The sequence below is a fragment of the Dubosiella muris genome (assembly GCF_004793885.1).
Taxonomy (GTDB): domain Bacteria; phylum Bacillota_I; class Bacilli_A; order Erysipelotrichales; family Erysipelotrichaceae; genus Dubosiella; species Dubosiella muris.
The window spans coordinates 18,766-40,075 of record NZ_SRYG01000004.1; the positions used below are offsets into that span (position 1 = coordinate 18,766).

The 21,310-nt window shown below is 51.5% G+C and carries 20 protein-coding genes; 5 read left to right on the plus strand and 15 right to left on the minus strand.

Annotated features, from left to right (window positions below):
• The first annotated feature begins 229 nt into the window (after positions 1 to 229).
• Genes E5336_RS02590 through E5336_RS02600 form a run of 3 tightly spaced genes read left to right on the plus strand, consistent with a single transcriptional unit; the run spans position 230 to position 3,672 of the window.
• The gene (locus E5336_RS02590) at positions 230 to 1,342 is read left to right on the plus strand and encodes a homoserine dehydrogenase (RefSeq protein WP_135979536.1); all 1,113 of its coding nucleotides are present in this window, start codon (positions 230 to 232) and stop codon (positions 1,340 to 1,342) included.
• Positions 1,343 to 1,363: 21 nt separating this feature from the next.
• A complete protein-coding gene (locus tag E5336_RS02595; protein WP_135979537.1) occupies positions 1,364 to 2,686 on the plus strand; it encodes an aspartate kinase in 1,323 nt (440 codons plus the stop codon).
• A complete protein-coding gene (locus E5336_RS02600; RefSeq protein WP_135979538.1) occupies positions 2,683 to 3,672 on the plus strand; it encodes an aspartate-semialdehyde dehydrogenase in 990 nt (329 codons plus the stop codon). Before E5336_RS02595 ends, E5336_RS02600 begins: the two co-directional genes overlap by 4 nt.
• Before the next feature lie 62 nt (positions 3,673 to 3,734).
• Here E5336_RS02600 and E5336_RS02605 read toward each other — a convergent pair whose 3' ends face one another.
• From E5336_RS02605 to E5336_RS02620, 4 genes are all read right to left on the minus strand, one after another.
• Positions 3,735 to 5,036 carry a hypothetical protein gene (locus E5336_RS02605; RefSeq protein WP_135979539.1) on the minus strand — a complete coding sequence of 434 codons (1,302 nt, stop codon included), beginning with the start codon at positions 5,034 to 5,036 and terminating at the stop codon, positions 3,735 to 3,737.
• 4 nt (positions 5,037 to 5,040) lie between these two features.
• On the minus strand, positions 5,041 to 5,475 hold the full coding sequence (locus E5336_RS02610; RefSeq protein WP_135979540.1) for a hypothetical protein: 435 nt from the start codon (positions 5,473 to 5,475) through the stop codon (positions 5,041 to 5,043).
• A gap of 90 nt (positions 5,476 to 5,565) precedes the next feature.
• Positions 5,566 to 8,301 carry an ATP-binding cassette domain-containing protein gene (locus E5336_RS02615; protein WP_135979541.1) on the minus strand — a complete coding sequence of 912 codons (2,736 nt, stop codon included), beginning with the start codon at positions 8,299 to 8,301 and terminating at the stop codon, positions 5,566 to 5,568.
• Between the two features lie 430 nt (positions 8,302 to 8,731).
• Positions 8,732 to 9,454 (minus strand): hypothetical protein, encoded by a 723-nt coding sequence (locus tag E5336_RS02620; protein ID WP_135979542.1) that lies wholly within the window; start codon positions 9,452 to 9,454, stop codon positions 8,732 to 8,734.
• Positions 9,455 to 9,534: 80 nt separating this feature from the next.
• Between E5336_RS02620 and E5336_RS02625 the strand changes: the two genes are divergently transcribed.
• Positions 9,535 to 10,710 (plus strand): helix-turn-helix domain-containing protein, encoded by a 1,176-nt coding sequence (locus E5336_RS02625; protein ID WP_168353522.1) that lies wholly within the window; start codon positions 9,535 to 9,537, stop codon positions 10,708 to 10,710.
• 216 nt (positions 10,711 to 10,926) lie between these two features.
• Here E5336_RS02625 and E5336_RS02630 read toward each other — a convergent pair whose 3' ends face one another.
• The 8 genes from E5336_RS02630 to E5336_RS02665 all read right to left on the minus strand — a co-directional run bounded on the left by E5336_RS02630 (position 10,927) and on the right by E5336_RS02665 (position 15,107).
• Positions 10,927 to 11,304: a hypothetical protein gene (locus E5336_RS02630; protein ID WP_135979544.1), complete on the minus strand. Its 378-nt coding sequence runs from the start codon at positions 11,302 to 11,304 to the stop codon at positions 10,927 to 10,929.
• Positions 11,301 to 11,612, minus strand: coding sequence for a hypothetical protein (locus tag E5336_RS02635; protein ID WP_135979545.1), 312 nt, complete (start codon positions 11,610 to 11,612; stop codon positions 11,301 to 11,303). Before E5336_RS02635 ends, E5336_RS02630 begins: the two co-directional genes overlap by 4 nt.
• Positions 11,613 to 11,645: 33 nt before the next feature.
• Positions 11,646 to 12,239 (minus strand): hypothetical protein, encoded by a 594-nt coding sequence (locus E5336_RS02640; RefSeq protein ID WP_135979546.1) that lies wholly within the window; start codon positions 12,237 to 12,239, stop codon positions 11,646 to 11,648.
• A 110-nt stretch (positions 12,240 to 12,349) separates the two neighbouring features.
• Positions 12,350 to 13,408 carry a hypothetical protein gene (locus E5336_RS02645; RefSeq protein WP_135979547.1) on the minus strand — a complete coding sequence of 353 codons (1,059 nt, stop codon included), beginning with the start codon at positions 13,406 to 13,408 and terminating at the stop codon, positions 12,350 to 12,352.
• A complete protein-coding gene (locus tag E5336_RS02650; RefSeq protein ID WP_135979548.1) occupies positions 13,405 to 13,827 on the minus strand; it encodes a thioredoxin domain-containing protein in 423 nt (140 codons plus the stop codon). The genes E5336_RS02645 and E5336_RS02650 overlap by 4 nt, the downstream gene beginning before the upstream one ends.
• Positions 13,828 to 13,853: 26 nt before the next feature.
• Entirely contained in the window at positions 13,854 to 14,198 is a 345-nt protein-coding gene (locus E5336_RS02655) for a hypothetical protein (RefSeq protein WP_135979549.1), read from the minus strand.
• Positions 14,191 to 14,616 carry a hypothetical protein gene (locus E5336_RS02660; RefSeq protein ID WP_135979550.1) on the minus strand — a complete coding sequence of 142 codons (426 nt, stop codon included), beginning with the start codon at positions 14,614 to 14,616 and terminating at the stop codon, positions 14,191 to 14,193. The genes E5336_RS02655 and E5336_RS02660 overlap by 8 nt, the downstream gene beginning before the upstream one ends.
• A 128-nt stretch (positions 14,617 to 14,744) precedes the next feature.
• On the minus strand, positions 14,745 to 15,107 hold the full coding sequence (locus E5336_RS02665) for a hypothetical protein (RefSeq protein WP_135979551.1): 363 nt from the start codon (positions 15,105 to 15,107) through the stop codon (positions 14,745 to 14,747).
• A 140-nt stretch (positions 15,108 to 15,247) separates the two neighbouring features.
• On the opposite strand from E5336_RS02665, the gene E5336_RS02670 reads away from it, so the two are divergent.
• Positions 15,248 to 16,312 (plus strand): sugar kinase, encoded by a 1,065-nt coding sequence (locus E5336_RS02670; protein ID WP_135979552.1) that lies wholly within the window; start codon positions 15,248 to 15,250, stop codon positions 16,310 to 16,312.
• Positions 16,313 to 16,505: 193 nt separating this feature from the next.
• Here E5336_RS02670 and E5336_RS02675 read toward each other — a convergent pair whose 3' ends face one another.
• The 3 genes from E5336_RS02675 to E5336_RS02685 all read right to left on the minus strand — a co-directional run bounded on the left by E5336_RS02675 (position 16,506) and on the right by E5336_RS02685 (position 21,278).
• Positions 16,506 to 17,549, minus strand: coding sequence for a hypothetical protein (locus E5336_RS02675; protein ID WP_135979553.1), 1,044 nt, complete (start codon positions 17,547 to 17,549; stop codon positions 16,506 to 16,508).
• Positions 17,550 to 17,736: 187 nt separating this feature from the next.
• Positions 17,737 to 19,542, minus strand: coding sequence for an ABC transporter ATP-binding protein (locus E5336_RS02680; protein ID WP_135979554.1), 1,806 nt, complete (start codon positions 19,540 to 19,542; stop codon positions 17,737 to 17,739).
• Positions 19,512 to 21,278, minus strand: coding sequence for an ABC transporter ATP-binding protein (locus tag E5336_RS02685; RefSeq protein WP_277820751.1), 1,767 nt, complete (start codon positions 21,276 to 21,278; stop codon positions 19,512 to 19,514). The genes E5336_RS02680 and E5336_RS02685 overlap by 31 nt, the downstream gene beginning before the upstream one ends.
• Positions 21,279 to 21,310 lie beyond the last annotated feature (32 nt).

Consider the following 21,310-nt stretch of genomic DNA (forward strand, 5'->3'; position numbering starts at 1 on the left):
CAAATCCTGCCCATTCGAAGCGCTGAAAGGGGAATCGAATGCGGCTTTATCCTTTCTGTGTTCGGAAATTCCGTCCCGATTCGAAGAAAGACGGGATCCGGTTCAGCGGCCGGCGCGTTTCAGAACTTCCGTTTGTCTAAGATTGCTCCTTGAAAAACAACAACTCCTATGATACAATGTCCGCGTTTTAAATACAAGTGTTTTCTGACAAGAAACAAGGAGGGTTTGTATGAACGCAGTCTTACTTGGATACGGCACCGTGGGAAAAGGTGTCGAAGTCCTTTGCCGCAACGTGGACGACTTGCATCTTTCGCAAGTTTTCGTCCTTCCCCAGTTTGAAGATCTCCCCTACTTTTCCAACGACGGAATCGGGATGGTCACCCGCGACGACGTGGATATCGTATTCGAATGCTTGAGCGGCACGGAGCCGGCCAACACGTTGATTACCGCAGCGTTGGAACACGGTAAGCACGTCATCACGTCGAACAAAGCCGTCGTTTCCCCGAATTTGGAGCGCTATATCCAGCTGGCCCAAAAACACGGCGGCTCGATTCAGATCGAGGCCAGCGTGGCGGGCGGCATTCCGTTTCTGGACGCGATCCTGAAACTGCAAAAGCTCGAGGACATCGACGGCTACGAAGGCATTTTCAACGGAACGAGCAACTATATTCTCGACCAGATGCAGACGAAAGGTCTTGATTTGGCGACCGCGCTCGAGCAGGCGCAGGCGATGGGCTACGCGGAAGCGGACCCGACCAACGACATCGAGGGCATCGACGTCTACTATAAAGCCAACATCACGAACATGCTGGCGTACCAGACGAAAAACGACGCGATCCTGCCGCCGCTTGGCATTTCCAAGCTGAACACGAAGGACATCGAGCTGGCGAAGAAAACCGGCAAAGTCATCCGGCACATCGCGCGATCCGTGCAAAAAGACGGCGCGTTCGCCACGCTGATCGCGCCGGCCTTTCTGGAACCGGACAACTATTTGGCCAACGTGCCTTCCAACTACAACGCGCAGCTGCTGTTCGCCAAGTCGTTTGACCAGCTTGGCTATTTCGGCCAGGGCGCCGGCCGCATGGCGACGGCCCAGGCGATGCTGGCCAACGCGCTGGACACGCTGGCCGGCACGGAACGGCGGATTGATTTAAAATTTTCAAAGCGCGTCGACAACGACTTGCTTCGGGAGGACTGGATCGTGCGCAGCGAGGCGGATTTGAGCGCGCTCGAACCCAAATACCACGAAGACGGCTACTGGATGTTTGAAAATCGCGACGGCGACTTGATCGCTGGCGTGCGCGCCATCGACCCGGACGCCATGATCGCTTTGTGGAAGTAGAGAAAGGATACGAGTGAGCCTATGTTGAAAATTACGAAATTCGGCGGATCGTCCGTCGCGGACGCCCGCCAGTTTTCAAAAGTCAAATCCATTATCGAAGCCGATCCGGACCGGAAATACGTGGTCGTGAGCGCGCCGGGAAGGCGGTTCCACTCCGACTCGAAACTGACGGACCTGCTGTACTTGCTTGACGCCCACCGCCAGTACCACGTGGACGCGAGCAACGTGTTCGCCATGATCAAGGAGCGCTTTTTGGAAATCAAAACCGAGCTGGATCTAAAACAGCCCATCGAAAAGGAGCTGGACTTGTTTTACACGAATCTCAACACGATGACCCAGGCGGAAATCGTGTCGCGCGGCGAGTATTTTTGCGCCAAGCTCATGGCCGAGTACCTCGGTTTTCCATTCGTAGACGCCAAGGACGTCATCCGGTTCCGGCTGGACAAGACGATCGACTGGGAGGCGACGAAATCGAAGCTGATCGCCAAGACGGCGCAGCATTCCAACTTTGTCATGCCGGGCTTTTACGGCGCGACAAGCCACGACCAGGTGCAGGTGTTCAGCCGGGGCGGCGGCGACATTTCGGGCGCGATCCTGGCCCGCTGCATCGAAGCCGACGTGTATGAAAACTGGACGGATGTTTCCGGTTTCCTCATGGCCGATCCGACGGTCGTGAAAAACCCGGAGCCAATCACCCACATTTCGTACTCGGAGCTGCGCGAGCTGTCGTACATGGGCGCCAGCGTCCTGCACGAGGAGGCGATTTTCCCGGTCAAGGAAAAAAACATTCCAATCCACATTTTGAACACGAACCGCCCGCAAGACGCGGGAACGATCATTCAGGAGCGAACCGCCAAAACGTCGCCATACGCGATTACCGGCATTGCCGGCAAGGCGGGCTTCATGTCGATTTACATTTATAAAAAGCACATGTCCAACGAGGTCGGCTATATGCGCAAGGTGCTCTCGATTTTGGAAGACTACAACGTGAGCATCGAGCACATTCCTTCGGGCATCGACTCGTTCACCATCGTCATTCAGGAAAAAGACATCGAGGATAGGCTGTACGAAATGCTCGCCCGCATCAAAAAGGAACTGCGCCCCGACGAGATTCGCACCCAAAACAAAATCGCCCTCATCTCGACGGTGGGCAAAAACATGTCCTCGCGTCCGGGCGTGAGCGGAAGGCTGTTCGGGGCGCTGGGCATGAACAACATCAACATCGTCATGATCGCCCAGGGCAGCGACGAAATCAACATCACGGTCGGTGTCAACGAGAACGATTTTAAGAAAACGGTGCGTGTCATTTACGACACGTTCGTCACAGAGGAGGAAAAACGATGAAGAAAACGGTAGCGATCGCGGGAGCGACCGGCGCGGTCGGGCAGCAAATGCTCGAGTGCCTGAAAGAAAGAAACATGGACGTCGACGTCAAACTGCTGGCAAGCGCCCGCTCCAAAGGAAAAGTCATCGACGGCTACGTCGTGGAGGAGCTGACGCCGGAATCTTTTCAAGGCGTGGACTATGTGCTTGGCGCGTGTGAAAACGACGTCACGAAAATGTGGATGCCGTGGGCGATGGAGGCCGGATGCGTCGTGGTCGACAACTCGAGCGCGTACCGCCTCGACGACAACGTGCCTCTTGTCGTGCCGGAAATCAACGCGGACGATATCGCCAAAAACAACGGCATCATCGCCAACCCGAACTGCTCGACGATCATCGCCCTGGTGGCGTGCGACGCGCTGAAAAAGGAGTTTGGCATCCGCCGTATGGTCGTCACGACGATGCAGGCCGTCTCGGGCGCGGGTGTGAAAGGCATCGCCGATCTGGAAAACCAGATCAAGGACGAAAACGCCCCGAAAACCGCGTTCCCGTACCAAATCGCGTACAACCTCATTCCGCAAATCGGCGACTTCGACGAGCTGGGCATTTCCAAGGAAGAGTGGAAAATGCAAAACGAGGGCCGCAAGATTTGGCACGACGACGACTTGCTCGTCAACTGCACGTGCGTGCGCGTGCCGGTGCTGCGCAGCCATTCGGAAAGCATCCTGCTCGAATGCGACAAGGAAGTCGATGTTGAAAAGGCAAAAGACGTCCTGAGCAACGCGCTGGGCGTCCAGCTCAAGGACGATCCGCAAAACAAGGTGTATCCAATGCCATTGGACACGACCAACCAGGACGACGTGTTTGTCGGCCGCATCCGCAAGGATCTTACCGATCCAACCGGAAAGACGTTGTCGTTGTTTTGCTGCGGAGATCAAATCCGCAAGGGCGCCGCGACCAACGCGGTGCAGATCCTCGAAAAACTGCTTGCACAAACCGAACAATAAAAAAGACCGGGACGCCATCCTCCTTTATTCGATGGCGTCCCGGCTTTTTGCCTTTTCCTTCATCACGAAAACGCCGGCATCCTGTCGCCATGGCGAACGTCCTGTTCAAAAACGGCTTCCACTTCCTCTTTGACATCTTCCGGCAGCGCCAGCGGCTCGAAGTCGATCGTTCCCCGCTCTTGCGTCTTTCCTTGTTTTCCATTGATCAATGCGTCGAACGCGATGGATCTCATCAACCCCTCCTGAGCATCCAGCGTATACGTCACGGACACCGGAACGAACCGGCTTGTCGAGAACCGTTCCATCCGCTCCGTCAGGCTCATGGCGTTCAGCTGGCTTTGGGTGTAGGCCGCCTTTTCACGCCGCAGCCGTCTTTGCGTCCAGTGCTCAAAATCGCGCAGTTCCCCGACCGTTTGGTTTCCTTCTGTGCGCCACGAAAACGCGGGACTCAGTTCTATATTTCCTCTCATATCCTGCTCGAACATTTCCCAGCACGTCTGGAAAACGGGCGCGAAAAAGAAATCCGTTTTCGCAATCTCGGCTTCCTCGATCAATTTGACCTTTCCTTTCGCGTCCAGGCGAATGACTTTTTCTGTATTGTCATGAAAGCGGGACAGCTCGATTTGCGTCGTTTCCCCGTCTTTTTCCCCACGCTCCACGCGGTAAAGACGATCCCCGTCGATCCATACGGAAGCCGTTTGGACGTCCCGATCGTCCACATCCGTTTGCATCCATCGGGTATGGACGGTGTACCCGCCTTGTTTCTCCCACGCCATCAGGGCGCCGGCACCGGTTCGGTCCGGAAAAAGCGTCGAGACGGCCATCGCGAATCCGGCGACCAGCAGCACGAGCGCCAGTCCTTTTCCCAGCGTGTCTTTCCAGCCGGAACGCTCTATCAACCCCCGTTTTCTGAACAAGGCCTCCAGTTTATGCAGCTCGGATGAGGAGCCGCAAACATAGAGGTCGCCCGGCTGGTCCGTGCCTTCCAAAAGCAGCCATTTCCCGTTTTGCCGAAACGCGCCAAACCGCGATAGCGGCTGCGTCACGCGCTTTTCCGGTTGATTTTCAAGCGTCAGCACCGAGCGCACCTCGTCGTTTTCGATCGTCACCTCGACATGCCCGCTACCCTGGATCTCCTTTGCGGCCTGTTTGCCAATGGCGACGACGTTCCAGATGACGAGCCCGAGTCCGCAAAGCAGGCAAAGGATCTTGAGCCATGCAGCCTTCACATACCACGCCAGTCCAAACAAAACCAGCGGAAAGAGCGCGCTGGCCAAAACGGTCTGGACGGGCACGCGCCGCCAAAACATCGCTTCGGCCCATCGTTTGTCGATGGCGTATTCGCATTGAAACTTTTCGTTCATGCTCTCACCTTCTTCGAATCCCCGCTTGTTCAAGAAAAGCGATCAAATCCATCTTTTCCTTTTTCGACAAGGAGCCGGTGTAAAACACGAACGGTTTCTCCTTGTCGAGCAGTTCGAGAAAATACGGATGGTCGATGTAGCGCTGAAAGTCACGCAACGGAAAGCTTTCGGTCACATCTTTCCCGTCCCATTTCTTTTCGATACGAAGCCCGTTTTCGTCGATTTGAAAAACAAGCTGCGTCCCGGGCTCGCCCATGTCGTCGAGCTTTTTTACCACTTCGTAAGCGGGGCGCACAAACCGGTACAAGCCCCAGCTTAAAAAGACGATCCCGACGACGAGCAGAAAACAGCCGATGGCGACGTTGCTGTCGAGCGAGCCAAGAAACGTGTCGATGCTTAAAACCAAAAACAAAACGGAAAGAAACCAATGGTGATCCATTCGGCGGGCGTGATGCGGCGTAGCGCCTGCGCGAGTGTTCCTTCCTTTGAAAGCGTGCATGTCGTTTGAAATTTCATCGTTTTCCCTCTTTCATTCAAATTCAATCGTCTGGTCGAACGCGTCGATGACGCGCGGTTTGTGGGAAATCATCACCACGGCCGCGTCGATGGAGCGGATCGTCGCCAAAATGGCGGCTTCGCTCTCCTCGTCCAGCGCCGACGTGATTTCGTCAAACAAGTACACGTCGGCTTTTTTGAGCAGCGCTCTGGCGATCGCGATGCGTTGCAGCTGGCCTTCGGACACGTTTTGTTTTCCTAGGCCATCCAAATGCGTGTCGTAGCCGTCGGGCAGCCGGACAATGAAATCGTGGATGTTCGCCTTTTGGGCGGCTTCAACCATGTCCTGTTCGCTTGCGTCAGGATTTCCCATGCGGATGTTTTCCCGGATGCTTCCCAAAAACAGCGACGGAGTTTGCGGCACATACGCGACGCGAAGCCCTTCCTTGCGTCGCACCGCGCCTTTTTGAGGCGTGTACAGGCCGGAAAGAATTTTCAGGAAGGTCGACTTTCCGCCGCCGCTTGGTCCGGCGAACAGGAGTTTCTCTCCTTCGTGAAGCGTCAGGCTCCGATCCTGAATGACGTCTTTTTTTCCGTCGTATGTGTAAAAGACGTGGGACGCCTGGATGAGCGTGTCGGCCGGCAAGTCTTCGGGATTTCTTTTTGTCCCGCTTTCCGCCTTTTCATTCGAATACAGCCGGGTGTAGGACACGCTGGCGCGCGACAAGCCGGCAAGCAGGCGGGACAGCTCGTTGAACGGCCAGCTCAATTCCATCGACAGCGAAATGAAGCCGACGAACACGCCAATCGTGATGACGTGTCTGGCGATCAGATAGATGCCCGCGATCATCCACATCGCGTTGACGCAATAGCCGATGCCGACGCTGACGGAGTTCATCATTTCCTCTTTTTTCCGGTTAGCGATGGCGTGGCGGCGATACGTTTCCACGCGTTCGTCAAATCCTTCGGCCACGTGGTTTTCGGCGCGAAACGATTTGATCATCGGCACTTCGTCGAGTACGGACGAGGCGTAGTCGCGCACGCCGGCGTCGCTGGCCTGCTTGTTTTCCTGCGTCTTTTCAATGTGCTTTAAAAATAAGGCGGGCAAAAAACACGCGATGGACGAGGCGGCTAAAATGATCAGTGTGAAGACGACGGAGTTCAAAAAGCCGTACACGAGCGCGAGACTAAACTGGAACACGCCCAAAATCAACAAGGAAACCGTCCCGGGATACGTGTCGGCTTGCAGGATATGGGCCAGCCGGGCGATGTTGTCCGGATCGAGCGCGGAAAACGGCTCGTCCATGACGACAAGGCGGGCGTTTGCGGCCATCGCCCGGGCGATGGCGAGGCGCTGCGCCTGCCCTTCGGAAAAGTCGTGGTCGACGCCGACGATCGTGTCGTATTTTTTCGGCAGCGATTGAATGACGGTGTCCATGTTGACCCGGGCGCAAAGCGAATCGAGTTCTTTTTCATCGAGCGAACGGCCCAGGCAAAGGTTGTCCCGGATTGTCGTGTGCAGCAGGGATCGGCCCTGGGGCACGTACGCGACGGCCTGGCGCAAGGTGGGGCCTTCAAGATTGGCCAGGCGAATCGTGCCGGTATCGGGCGCGTACAACGACAACACGAGTTTCATGAGCGTGCTCTTGCCGCTTCCGCTCGGGCCGACGATGTAGTTGATGGCTTTGGCGTCTAGCGTGGCGTCGAGGTTTTGAAACAGCGGTTGGGCGTTGGAATAGGAGAACGAAACGTGGTCGAGAACGAGCGTGTCGGGGCGTTTCAATGAAACGGTTTGTCCGCCTTGTTCCTGCGGCCAGTCCATGATTTCCTGGACGCGTTCGAGCGAGGCGCTTTGCATCGAAAGCCCGCCCAGCATGTTGGGCAGATCGGCGACGGAATACGCGATCGTGCCGATGGTGACGTTCCAGATCCCGATGAGCGTGCCGATGGCAAGACTGCCTTGCGCGACGTAAAACACGCCAATGAGCAAGTTGAAAATTTCGAGCAGCCGCACACCCGCTTCGGTGAGCGACACCATCCTGCCCATCGCTTTCGCGTTGCGGACCGCGTTTTCATACTTTTTCGCAAACAGACGCTGATGTTTTTGGGAAAGCGGCTGGAACAGAGCGAACAACCGGGTGACGGCGTTATTGTCGTAAAGATTTTCAGCAAAACTTTTGATGCTCGACTCCGCTTCCTGCATGCGCGTAAAGGACGTGTGCACCTGCCTGGCGCACCGCTGGTTCACGAAGTAAAAAAACGGCACCCAAAGCAGCGTGAACAAGCCCATTTGAAGATTGTAGTAGAGGACGTAGCCCAATCCGAACACGATCGAAAGCGCGATTTGGATCGCGGGCAGCATATTGACGACGACCATTTGGGAAATCTGGTCGCAATCGTCGAACAAGCGCGTGAGCAAATCCCCTTTCTCGTACCGTTCAAACGTCGAATACGGCGCTTTCAGCACCCGCTCCATCCCTCGTTTCCTGTTCGTTTGCGCGATGCTTTGCACGACCTTTTCCTGAAACACGCCAAACAAATACCCGGCAACCGCGTAGCCGCCGCTGGCCGCGCAAAACAACAGCGTGTAGCCGATAAACCTTGAATCCACAAAACCGCCGGTCACCATGTTGATGCCTGTTTGCACAAACATCGAAAACAAAATATTAAAAAACGCCAAATACATCATTGTGCCGATCAATACGACGTATTGACCGATTGGCGCTCGTGAAAAATAGAGGATTTCCTTCCAACGGGACATCGCTCTCATACCATGCACCTACCTTTCTGATTCCAACAAAAAAGTGATCCAAACACCGTCCTGTTCACACCAGAAAAGACTGGATGAAAAGCGTTTTCTTTATGAATTTCCGATTAATTATATACTTATATTTAAATATTCTGTTCATTTTTTATCTCCTTCTTTGATTCTACACGTAAAATATATCTCTATCAAATATTCATTGCTCCCAATATTCAATTTATGTAGTAAAAAGCAGAGTTAGAATATTAACTCCACTTTTGCCCCTCTTAGTAACTTTTACCGCCGCAATAGGATATAAATTTAAGAAGCATTCTATTTCAATCTTGGATTATTGATTCATTCTGAAAATCTTTTTCTGATTACGCTAAATCAAAGCTTCTCTTCAGTACATCGCACTATTTTCAAGTCCATCCATCAAAATATCATCATTTGTTTATCATACATTTTGAAAATCATCTATAAGAGAACCTCCTGAAATATTTTTCAGGTTTAAAATCTCCTTGATCTGGCTTTTCTCTTTTTCTTCCGATTCTGAAAGGGAATACGCAAATTTCGCAGTTTTTACAACCTCTTCTAAATCTGACACGGTGATTTCTTCGATTCTGCCCTCGTCGTCCATTTGAATCATATATTTGAATCCTTCCTCGTTCGAAGGTTGGATTTCATAGGTATTAGAACTTTCTTTACTTAATTCATATCCTTCTGCAAATACGATTGAATCCTCGTCTTCAACCACAGCCGGCGCGAGGATTCCTTCTAAAATCACTTTATCTGAAAGTGGGCCTCGATGATCAGTTTCATTAACGCCTTCCACAGCCAACATATCGCCAATCTTCCGAGCAAAAATCGACTTTTGTTTTGTTGGGCGATATTCGACCAATTCGACAATCGTTTTTTCCGCTTTGACTTCTTGATCCCCTTTTTTCACATAAACCCATGCCCCGTATTGCGTTTCTTCTTCCTTCCAGTTCAGCATCGTCGCCTGTGAGTTCAATCGCTTATCAGAAATTGTAATTACAAGTGAATCTACATCCGTGCTCTTGCTAATACATTTATCCAATTCCGAAATATCAAGCCGCGACTGACTTCCACATCCAACCAAAATCAGCGCAATCATTGCAATCAAAAAACTCTTCATTTTTCTCCCTTTTGTTTGCATATTTTCCTCCTCTATATCACTAACTGGCTAAATTAAAAATTTAATTTTTCATAATATCTTTTCCTTTCTTTGTTATGAATATGATAGAATTTACGCAAAAGAAAGGGAATGGATTTCTTTCGAAATTCAAAATTTTTAAAATGAGGTTTTTTAAAGAAAATAAACAAGAAAAATACGACAAAGAACGCTTTTATGGCGCTTATATTCATGATTTAAGAAGATATTATGAGATTTCCCAAAAAGATTTAGCGAAAATGCTTCATGTTAGTGCTCCTGCCCTATCAAAAATGGAGTCCGGACAACAAAATATGGATTATGGAACATTTCGACAATGTATCAACTACTTTAATAAAGTTGATCCTGATTATAATTTCAATGAAAAAATTTCGAAATTAGCTGAAGCAGAACAATTACTTGAGTTCTGCGTGCAAGAGTTTATTAACCTATCCTACTTTGATAAAACAGATAGAATTAAAAAATATCTCGATAATCAGGATAACAAAAATTCTATAGCTTACTTTCACTACAAAATGATTGAATCATTTTATGAAATGTTTAATGGAAAAGGGACAATGGAACAAATACGAGTAATATTAGAGATTAATTATTTTTTGAGTCCCGATTATTTAGCAGTTCTTTATGATTTATATGGAATTATAGAAGATACTAAAAACATTGAAATCACTCAATATCAAATCAAATTACTTCAAAAATCTCGTGCACTCGCTCAACAATCTAATCAATCCGATCTACTCGGTTTAGTTGAATATCACTTGGCTTACCGTTTTAATAATTGCCATAATTACTATTCTGCTTTAGAAATAATCGAACAGGCTGAAACAAATCTACAGAAATCAGGTTCCTATCGACGGCTTGTTACAGTGCAAATGAATAAAGCGAATCTCTACTTAAAGCTTAAAATTTATTCACGCGCCAATTTAATTTATTCAAATCTATTATCAAGAAAGGACCAAATTCAAAATAATCTTGTAGAGACCTCTCTTTACGATAATATCGCCTGGTGTTTATTCATACAGGAGAAGGATGAACAAGCCCTTGCGTACGCGATGCAGGCGCTCTCTTTAGGAAGCACCTTCCCCGACATTTACATCGTCCTCGCCTTCTCCAACTATCGCCTGCACCAGTTTGATCTGGCAAGGCAATACGCGACCGAGTTTCTTGAAAAGAATTTTGAGGAAGAACGCGCCGTTCTGATTGGACTGTTTATGGAGCTCATGCTGGCTGTTTTGGATTAGGAACCGGACATCGCTTCTTTATCTTATGAAATCACTGCCCTGCTTCCAGACTTCCGGGCGGTTGAACTGGAAATTCCGTTTTACTCTTTGTTGACCGACTACTATAAATCGCAAAACGATTTTTCCAGCGCTCTGGACGCGCAGGACAAGCTTGTTTCCTATTTGAAATTCGACTTTAATTTCCATTAAAAAAGCTGGTTTTGATTCCAGCTTTTTCTACAAAATCGGATCGTTTTTCTCCACTCGCAAAACCGAAGACGGCGCGTCCTTCGTCAGTTGTTCCATCAGTTTTTCGGCTTCCTTCCGGTCCGCAAAGTACGCTTCCGAATTGATTTGAACCGGCTTTTGGGACACATACACATGCTGCATCGAATCGTCATTTAAAACAATGCGCAATCCAACGTACAAGGCCGGGTTGCCCGCGATAGGCATCAACATCGTCACCCCGCTCAACACCTGATGGGTGAACGGCTTCGTCTTGCCTTTGTATTTCGCGTCCTCGTTCAAAATCGTCACCTTTTTGATCGCGTTCAAAGAATACGTCACACCTTCGAGTTCAAAAGAATCGTCATAAATTTTCATGTTTTCGCTCATACCATTCTCCTCTTCCATCTTCCATACAGGAAATACGCCCCGACCACCACGACTTGCGCCACATACGTAAACCATGCGATTTGGTAAAAAAACAAAGTCGCCACATCATACACAATCAATGAAACGATCAGTATATAAGGCGTGTAACGGGTCTTGTCGTATTTTCTCAACGCCGCGATTGCCAACACGAGCACCACGATATTCACCATCGGGTAGAGCGCCCGAAGCGTCGTCGAAACATCCATGCTCCCCCAATTACAAACCAAGACCATCAAAGCCCCCGCCACCAAAAATAAAACACTTGTCATGTCGCATTGACCTCTCTTTCCTTCTTCTCCATTTTAAAAATCATCCACAAGAGCGCCTTCCGAAAGATCTTCCTTGTTTAAGATTGCCTGGATCGGGTTTTTCTCTTTTTCTTCCGGTCCCGAAAGCGAATACGCGAATTTCGCGCTCTTTACGACCCCTTCCGGATCCGACACGGTGATTTCTTCGATCTTCCCCTCGTCGTCCATTTGAACCGTATATTTCCATCCTTCCGATTGGATTTCATACGTATCCGAACTTGTTTTGCTTAATTCACAGCCTTCCGCCAACGCGATCGAATCTTTGTCTTCCACCACGGCCGGCGCGAGGATGCCCTCCAGCATCGCTTTCTCGGGAAGAGGACCTCGATGATCGGTTTCATTGACGCCTTCCACCGCCAGCATGTCGCCAATCTTCCGGGCAAAAATCGACTTTTGTTCGGCTGGGCGATATTCAACCAGTTCGACAAACGTGTTTTCCGCCTTGACTTCCTGATCCCCCTTCTTCACAAACGTCCACGCTCCGTATTGCGTTTCGCCTTCCTTCCAGTTTAACAACGTGGAAAGCGGATTCGATTGTCCATCTTCCACCGTCACCACAAGCGCGTCGGCATCTGCGCTTTTTTGCATACACTCATCCAGTTCCGCAATATCGGCCGGCTACTGACTTCCACATCCTGCCAACCCCAGCGCGAGCAGCGCGATCAAAACTCTTTTTATGTCCATCTTCCCTTCTCTTTCTACTTCGCCACCCACACATGGAACGCCGTTCCCGTCTTCGAATCGCACGGCATCGCAAAATCAATCGCGCCCGTGTTCAAATTGTAGGCAAGCAACCTTGTTTCTGATAAAATCAGCAGACGATCGGCGTCCAGACGATGAATATCCATGATCCGCTCCTCCTGCTCTTCCAGCTCGACAAACGAGCTCGTTCCCGTCGTTTGATCAAACAACGTGAAGCCAAACCGAAACATGTGAGTGATCGCCAGCCGGTTTTCCCCTACGTCGTACAAATCCAAGGGTCCGCTTTCCCTGATCGGAAAAAATTCGCCCGTTCCCTGACCGATATCGTATCGAAACATCGAACCTTCCATCACTTTTTGCCGCGTCGCCGGATCCGTCCAGCCCAGACAAACGCAATAAAACACATCGCCCTGACCAAGCGTATCACCAAACCAGTACGCTCCGTTTTCGAGCGCGCCCCGGTTTTCTATCGTCAGCTTTCCATCCTGCACGCTTCCTTGCAGCAGGCGGTTTTGAAACACCCGGTTTCCAAACTCGTCCACGCTTTCCTGCAAATCCGAACCAGTCATGAAAAACGGATTGTCCGCCACTTGAAAATCGTTCACAAGGACAGAAGGTTCCAACTTCACATAGTCCGTTTCCTTCAGCTCGGGCGTAAACACCGCCACGCCATTCGTATACGCGAAATAGTTGTCGTTCGACGAACCGGCCGTCGTCCACGCGCCATGCTTCGTTTTTTGAAAACGAACTTTTCCTTCGTGGAAATCGACCGAAACCACCCGGCCCGCCTCGTCGAAAAACACGACATACCGCTCATGGAACTCTGCCCGGTGCACGAGTGGATTGACGCTTTTTTTCACAAGTTTCATTTCCGTTTGCGCGACGGGCACCGGTTGTCCGTTATCCATTCGATACCCGGTCACGCCATCGTAGCCAAGGATGTAAAAATCCGCCCCATCCACAATATCAAACCGTTTTGTTCCTCCACAGTCCGCAAGCAGGAAGACAAGAAGGAGAGCGAGTCCGAAGCCGGTTCTCCTTCGTCGTTTTCTCATGTCTGATACCTTTTTACAAACCGCCGGATGGACTCGGGACTCCGGTCCCAGTTCAGCCGAACCGACTCATCGTCTTTCGAAATATAAAGCAGCGTCGGGACCCGCTCGATCACATACGTCGCGGCGATTTCCTCCTTCTCGGCTTTTGTCAACGCGCTCATATCGAGATAGAAAACGAGCAAACTCCGGTCTTTCTCAAGCACCTCGTCCAGTCCTTTATAGAAGCTGCCGCAATGCGGGCAGTCGTCTTTTGAAATCAAAAGAAACGAATCCGAAAGATCTTTTGTCTTCCACTGCGCGAATGTCAATTCCATGATTCCCGTTTGCTTTCCAAATGCGGCCCGACCGATAACGATGAGCACCAGCGCCCAGCCGCAAACCGCGAGCAAAACCGGGATTCCCTTCTTCCATCGCTCCATTTTTCCCTCTCCTCTTTTTAAATTCCTCAAAGAACGACCGAAGACGTGTACAATTCCGCCGTATTCGAAATCTCGAACGGGACGCCGTTACATTCCTTTTGAACGGCTTTCTCCAGCTCTTCTTTTGTCAGCGTGTCCGTTCCGCCAACCGAATACAGCTGGGTGCCGTTTTTCATCCACTTGCCAAACTTGTTCAACGATTTCGACTGCGTCAGATCCGGCGCATTGTTCTTGTCCGGGAAAAACACGTACCACGTGTTTCTTGAACGTAGATCGCTGTTTTTGTTTTTGCGGTACTGTATGAGAAAGTACGCGCCGCAGGCGACAAACAGCCCGAAGATGACAACGCCTAAAACGATTGAGTTATTCATGGATTTTTCCTCGCTTTCCAACTCCATAAAACAAAATTCCCGCGCCCAAAAGCACGATCCAGAACCATGGCTGGAACTGGTACGCTTCCACAAACGTCAGCGACGCGCCCGTCATCCACTTGGCGTACGCGACGGAAAAGACGATTTCGCCAGCGACAGTCAGCAATCCCCAAAGCAAATACGTCCGCTTTTGCAGCGACAGCATGCCGCAGCAGCCAAACCCGATGAGTGAAAGGACTAGCAGAAGCCATTTTCCCGTCGCCAAAATCGTTTGATTCGTCTGGATCTGCGCCATCATTTCCTGACTCACTTCCCCTTGCAGCGAAAACAGCTGAAACAAGGTATTTTGCATGAGCAGCACGCAGCCGATATACAACACGATGGACGCCAGCCATCCGATTTGAAACATTTTCTTCATGACAAGAGCCTCCTCTTCTTCTGCTTCCTATTTTACAAAACGATATCAGTATCCAGCAATCATTTTTACTTTATTTATAATATTATAAGAAAAATAAGCCAAAAAAAGAACCATTCTTTCCATCCGTCTCATTCATACCCGATTTGCGTCGGCAACTGGGAAACCTTGTGAAAAACGACGTTCCCCAGCGTGAGCACGTCCCTTTCGATCGTCGCCTCCTGCCGGGCCAGCGGGCCGTCCTCGAAAACAATCGTCGTTCCCTTTAACGTGTAACGCCCGCCTGTCGTCGTGTACTCGGACTGGGAAATGTACTCGTACGCGTCCTCCTGGGCGTAAAACGTAAGAAAATCTTTCGGAAAGTCCGCCTGCTGAAACGTCCCAGGTAAATCCGGCACCGGGTTTTCGTTTCTTTTTTTCCCGTCCGCGACGTACGCGGTCAAAAAAACAATCATTGCCAAACTAATGAGCCATCCTGTTTTCTTTTTCATCATTCAACCCTTTTCCTTTCAATAATTATTTTACAGCAATAGATCCGGATTCGAAAACACTTTTCTTTTATTGACCATAAAATCCACGATTTTTCCATCTTTTTCCGATACTGGTGTTCTATAATAAATTGCAGGAGGTATTCATGAACTCAAAAAAAGACGCAAAATTTATCACGATGGGCGAAATCCTGCTCCGGCTCACCCCGCCCAACTATGGCAAGATCGTCGTCAGCAACGTCTTCGAAGCCAACTATGGCGGCAGCGAGGCGAACATCGCTCTCGCCCTGTCCAATTTAGGCGTCGACAGCACGTTCTTTTCCGTCGTCCCCGACAACAGCCTGGGCAAGGCGGCTATCCGCATGCTGCGCAGCAACGACGTGCACTGCACGCCCGTCCTGCTCTCGACACCGGAACAAACGCCCTCGCACCGTTTGGGAACGTATTATTTGGAAACCGGATACGGCATCCGTCCAAGCAAGGTGACGTACGACCGCAAGCATAGCGCGATTTCCGAATTCGACTTTTCCACCGTCGATCTCGATTCCTTGCTGGAAAGCTTTGACTGGCTGCACTTGAGCGGCATCACGCCCGCGCTGTCGCCAAGCTGCGCCCGGTTCGTGCTCGATTGTCTGAAAACCGCGAAAGAGAAAGGCCTGACAGTCAGCTTCGACGGCAACTTTCGCTCCACGCTCTGGACATGGGAGCAGGCGCGCGACTTCTGCACCCGATGCCTGCCGTACGTCGACGTGCTCTTTGGCATCGAGCCTTACCATTTGTGGAAAGACGAAAGCGACCCGTCTTTAGGCGACTGGAAGGACGGCGTGCCTTTGCAGCCAGGCTTCGAACAGCAGGAAGCCGTGTTCCGCCATTTTGTCGAGCGCTATCCAAATTTAAAATGCATCGCCCGCCACGTGCGCACGGCGCCAAGCGTGAGTGAAAACAGCTTGAAAGCGTACATGTGGTATGAAGGACGCACCTACGAAAGCAAGCAGTTCTCGTTCCACATTTTAGACCGGGTCGGCGGCGGGGACGCGTTCGCCAGCGGCCTCATCTACGCGATGATCAAAAACTTCCCGGCGCAGGACATGGTCGATTTCGCGGTCGCCAGCAGCGTGATCAAGCACACGATCCACGGCGATGCCAACATCATCGACGACGAGCAACTCATCCGCAACATTATGGACATGAACTACGACATCAAACGATAAAAAAACGGAAATTGGAAAGAAGAAGATGCGAAATCAGAAGCGTCTTCTTCTTTTTTCCTTTTCCCGCACAAAAAGTGGAAGAATCGAATTTTCTTCCACTCCTTACTTCATTCATAAGACAGGCGATGAAATGATCATGGATCTTCGCGCGGATTTCAATATTATCCGTCCTACGCTCTCCTGTCTTGCTTAATCAGCTAACAAGGTATGGAAGCACAATCGCGCGAAATTCCTCGTCGTATCCAAGCAGGTCGCACGCTTGTTCGGCGGTGAGCCCTTGTTTGGCCATAAGGCGTTGAGCCGAGACGACAGATCTGGAAATCATTTGGTCAATTTGACGGTCTTTTTCTTCCAACCGTTGGTCCTTTTCCTCTAACTGACGGTCTTTTTCTTTCAGCTGCCGGTTGTACTCCTTGTCTTTTTTTTCAAATTTCAAATAAGCTTCTTCTTCAATATAGTCGATCACACTCCGCATCGTGATCCCTCCTTTCTTTCGCTCGTATAAATCAAATTGTTCCAAATACACATACAGCGCCTCGGTCAGCTTCCTGTCATTGGAAAAAGCCGCCAGCGTCATCAGCGTCTCCTCCACATGCTCGATTTTCCATTGTTTTGGAGGTTCGTACATCGGATGGTCCGGATCCTTCTTCCGGCTGCGCCGGATTTGCGCGCAATAGTCCGCGATGATCCGAAAATCACTTCGAATCGACGCGATTTTCTCCTCGCTCCACCACGCGATGTTTTCTAAATTCATTGTATAACCGGAAACGAAGGGTTTCAAGAAGGGCGTCTTCTCAAGCCGGGTCAAATCATCCAAGGATTTGGCGTTCCAGGCATCGTCGCCATAATGCAGAACAAATATGACACACGGAATAAAACGGGAAAGAGGGATCTCGAATGGAGCTTTCGATTTGTGAAGGATCTGGCTTCGCTGCCAAAAGTAGAGGGTGTCGCCATAGCCTAAGGCGCGTATAGGCATCGTCCAGTCGCGCCAAATCTGGTTTTCAAAGCAGACGATAAAAAGCGGGTTCCCTTGTTTATCGAGAATCATAGCGCAAACGTCGCGGTACAAGTCGTGAAGGGAGTCGTCGAATACAAAATGGCTGGGAATGTCAAGATAGCGAATCTGATTCGAAGAAATGATGGGCGCGTTGTGAAACAAAAGCAGGTTCACAAGAGAGGCGAACACATCGGGGACGCGAAGAAGCGCCTTTTGGGTGATGTCTTTGTTGGACATGAACAAGAAATTCCTTTCTATTTAGGATTTCCATGGAAAGATCGTTTTGGGATGACCCGTCGAAAGACGGGGTTGAAATATTTCATCCCGATTATAACAATTTCCCCCTAAAACGCAAACAAAAAATGATTTTTCTGTTTCACAAAAAAGCGGAAGGATTCGATTCCTTCCACTCTGTTTGTTTCTTTCACGACAACTCGAACATCCCTTCGTACAACTGATAGTACATGCCCTGCTTTTCCAGCAGCTCGTCGTGACTGCCCCGCTCCACGATTTGACCGTGATCGAGCACGATAATGACATCCGCGTTGCGAATCGTCGACAGCCGGTGCGCGATGACGAACACAGTCCGCCCCTCCATCAAGGCGTCCATGCCCTTTTCAATGAGCTTTTCCGTCCGCGTGTCGATCGAAGACGTCGCCTCGTCTAAAATGAGCACGGGCGGATCGGCAATCGCCGTGCGCGCGATGGCGAGCAGCTGCCGCTGCCCTTGCGAAAGCGACGCCCCGTCGTTGGTGATCATCGTGTCGTAGCCATCCGGAAGCCGCTCGATAAACGAGTGGGCGTTGGCCAGCTTCGCCGCCCGCTCCACTTCCTCGTTGGTCGCGTCCAGCTTGCCAAACCGGATGTTGTCGGCAATCGTGCCCGTAAACAAGTGCGTATCCTGCAAAACGATGCCCAGGCTTTTACGCAAATCGTCCTTTTGAATGAGCCGGATGTCGATGCCGTCAAACGTGATCGCCCCGCCCTGCAACTCGTAAAACCGGTTGATCAAGTTCGTGATCGTCGTCTTGCCCGCGCCAGTCGCGCCGACAAACGCCACCTTCTGGCCCGGCTTGGCATACAACGACAAGTTCTTCAAAATCGGATGGCGCGGCGTGTAACCAAAGTCGACCTGGTCGAAAACGACATCGCCCCGCACCGGAACGACTTCCATGCGGCCATCGGCTCTAGGATGGAGCCAAACCGGTTTGCCCTCCTCGTCGCCCAGCTTCACCTTGCCATCGTCGACTTCCTCTTTTTGCTCCATGAACTCGAAAATCCGCTCCGCTCCCGAAACGCCTACAAGCACAAGGTTGGACTGCTGGGTAAACTGGTTGATTGGCATCGCGGCCTGGCGCACGAACACCAAATACGACGCCAGCGAGCCAAGATCCGAAAGCCCGGTCAGCACCATCCAGCCGCCCACCAGCGTGACGATCGCGTAGTTGACATACGACAGCGACACGACCATCGGCACCATGGTTTGGGCGAACGCCTGCGCCTTTTGCGACACGTGCTGAAGGCGGGCGCTCTTTTCCTCAAACGCCTTCCAGTTCGTCTGCTCGTGGTTGAACACCTTCACGACCTTTTGTCCCGACACCATTTCCTCCACAAAGCCGTTGAGCGCGCCCAGGCCTTGCTGCTGCAACGCGAAATATGCCTTGCTTTTGGTACCCGCCATTTGGATATACACCATCATCAAGCCGTAAAACACGAAAACGATCAGCGTCAGCCGCCAGTTGAGCACAAACAGCAGCACAAGCGTGCCCGCCGCCTGAATGAACGCCTGCACCATCATCGCAAACGAGTTGTTCAGCGCGTCGCTAATCGTGTCCACGTCGTTGGTAAAGCGCGACATCAAGTCGCCATGCGCGGTCGTGTCGAACACTTTGACCGGCAGCTTTTGCAGCTTGGCGAACAAGTCGTGCCGGATCTCTTTGACGACTTGCTGCGCGGCCACCGCCATGATTTGCGTATAGCCAAGCGACGACAAGACGCCAATCAAAAAGATGACCGCCATCGCCACGATGCCTTGCACCGCCTTGTCCCAGTCGCCTGAAGGCAGCGCGTTGACGACCGGCCGGATCATGAACACGCCAAACAAGTTGGCCAGCCCCGCCAGCGAAACGAGGATCCCGACCACAAGAAACAGCTTCGCGTGACGTCCCATATACGACAACAGCGTTTTGAGCGTCTTCTTTAAATCCCGCGGACGACCGTACTTAGCCATGGTTTCTGCCTCCTTTTTTTTTGCGTTTCATAAATTTCCCGATACACCGCGCTGCCGGACAGCAGCTCGTCGTGACGCCCTCTGGCGACAATTTGTCCATCGTCCAGCACGATGATTTGATCGCAATGCTCCACGCTTTGCACGCGCTGGGCGATGATGATTTGCGTCAGTCCCTCCATCGAGGCGAGCCCTTTTCGAATTTTGGCGTCCGTATGGGTGTCGACCGCGCTTGTCGAATCGTCGAAAATCAAGATCCGCGGCTTTTTCAGCAAGGCCCGCGCGATACACAGCCGCTGTTTCTGGCCGCCCGACACGTTCGTTCCGCCCTGGTCCAGACGCGTGTCGAGCCCCTCAGGCAGCCGGTCCAAAAACTCGTCCACGCACGCGATGCGGCACACCCGCTCGATGTCTTCCATCGAGGCGTTTTCGTCGCCCCAGCGCAAATTTTCCAAAATCGTCCCCGAAAACAAGACGTTGTTTTGAAGGACGACGCCGACCTGGTCGCGTAAAAACGCCAAATCGTAGTTTTTCACATCCACGCCGCCAATCGTCAGCGCGCCCGCCGACACGTCATACAACCGAGGGATGAGGGAAACAAACGAGCTTTTGCCGCTTCCCGTTCCGCCCAGCACCCCCAGCGTCGTGCCCGGCTCGATCGTCAAGTCGATGTTTTCGAGCACGTTTTTCCTGCCGGCCGCCGCGTATTTGAAGTCGACATGGTCGAAGACGATGGTAGAGTCCGGCATCGTTGTCACGGGATTTTCGCTTTGGGCAGCCAGCGGTTCGAGCAGCACCTCCTCGATGCGCCGCACGGAAGCCATGGAGCGCGTCATGAGCAAAAACACGTTCGACAGCATCACAAACGAGTTGAGAATTTGCAAAACGTACGACAAAATGCCCGTCAGCTGGCCGACTTCGAGCCGGCCCTCCAAAATCAGGCGGCTTCCCGTAACCATCAGGACGACAATCGTCGTGTACATGCAAAGCTGGAACGCCGGGGTGTTGAACAAGGCGTAGTGGAACGTTTGCCTGGTGATGGACGCGACCTCGTCGTTGACCTGGTCGAAGCGTTCAAGCTCGTAGTCGCCGCGAACAAACGCCTTGACGGCCCGAATGGCGATCAGGTTTTCCTGCACGACCTGGTTGATCGTGTCCAGGGCGCTTTGCATGCGCGGATACTGGGGCGCGACTTTGGAAACGATCCACACCATGATGAGCGCGAGCACCGGGCAGACGAAAAAAAACACGAAGGCCAGCTCGGCGTTGATTAAAAACGACATGACCAGCCCGAGCACGAGCATGATCGGGCCGCGGGCCAGCGGCCGCAATCCGCTCGTGATGGCGTTTTGCACGACAGTGACATCGCTCGTCATCCTCGTCACGATGCCGCTTGTTTCAAAGCGATCCAGATTCGTGAACGAAAAACGCTGGATGCGCGCGAACTGCTTGTCGCGCAGCAGCTGGCCCAGCTTCGTGCTCGACTTGGCCGCAAAGCGCGCGTACAGCAAGCCGGTCGCCAGCGACAGCAAGGCGCACGCCAGCATTCCCAATCCCCGGGAAACAAAAACGCCCATGTCCTTGTTCACGACGCCCTGGTCGATGATGTCGGCCATCAGCAATGGAATCAGCACTTCGAAAAGCGTTTCGATTCCGACGAAAAAAACAGCCAGCGCGAAATATTTGTGAATCGCCTTCGATTCCCTGGCAAGCAGTCGGATGGCATTCATTCGATTCATCCTCTCTTTCTATTTCTTTTCCATTATACGCA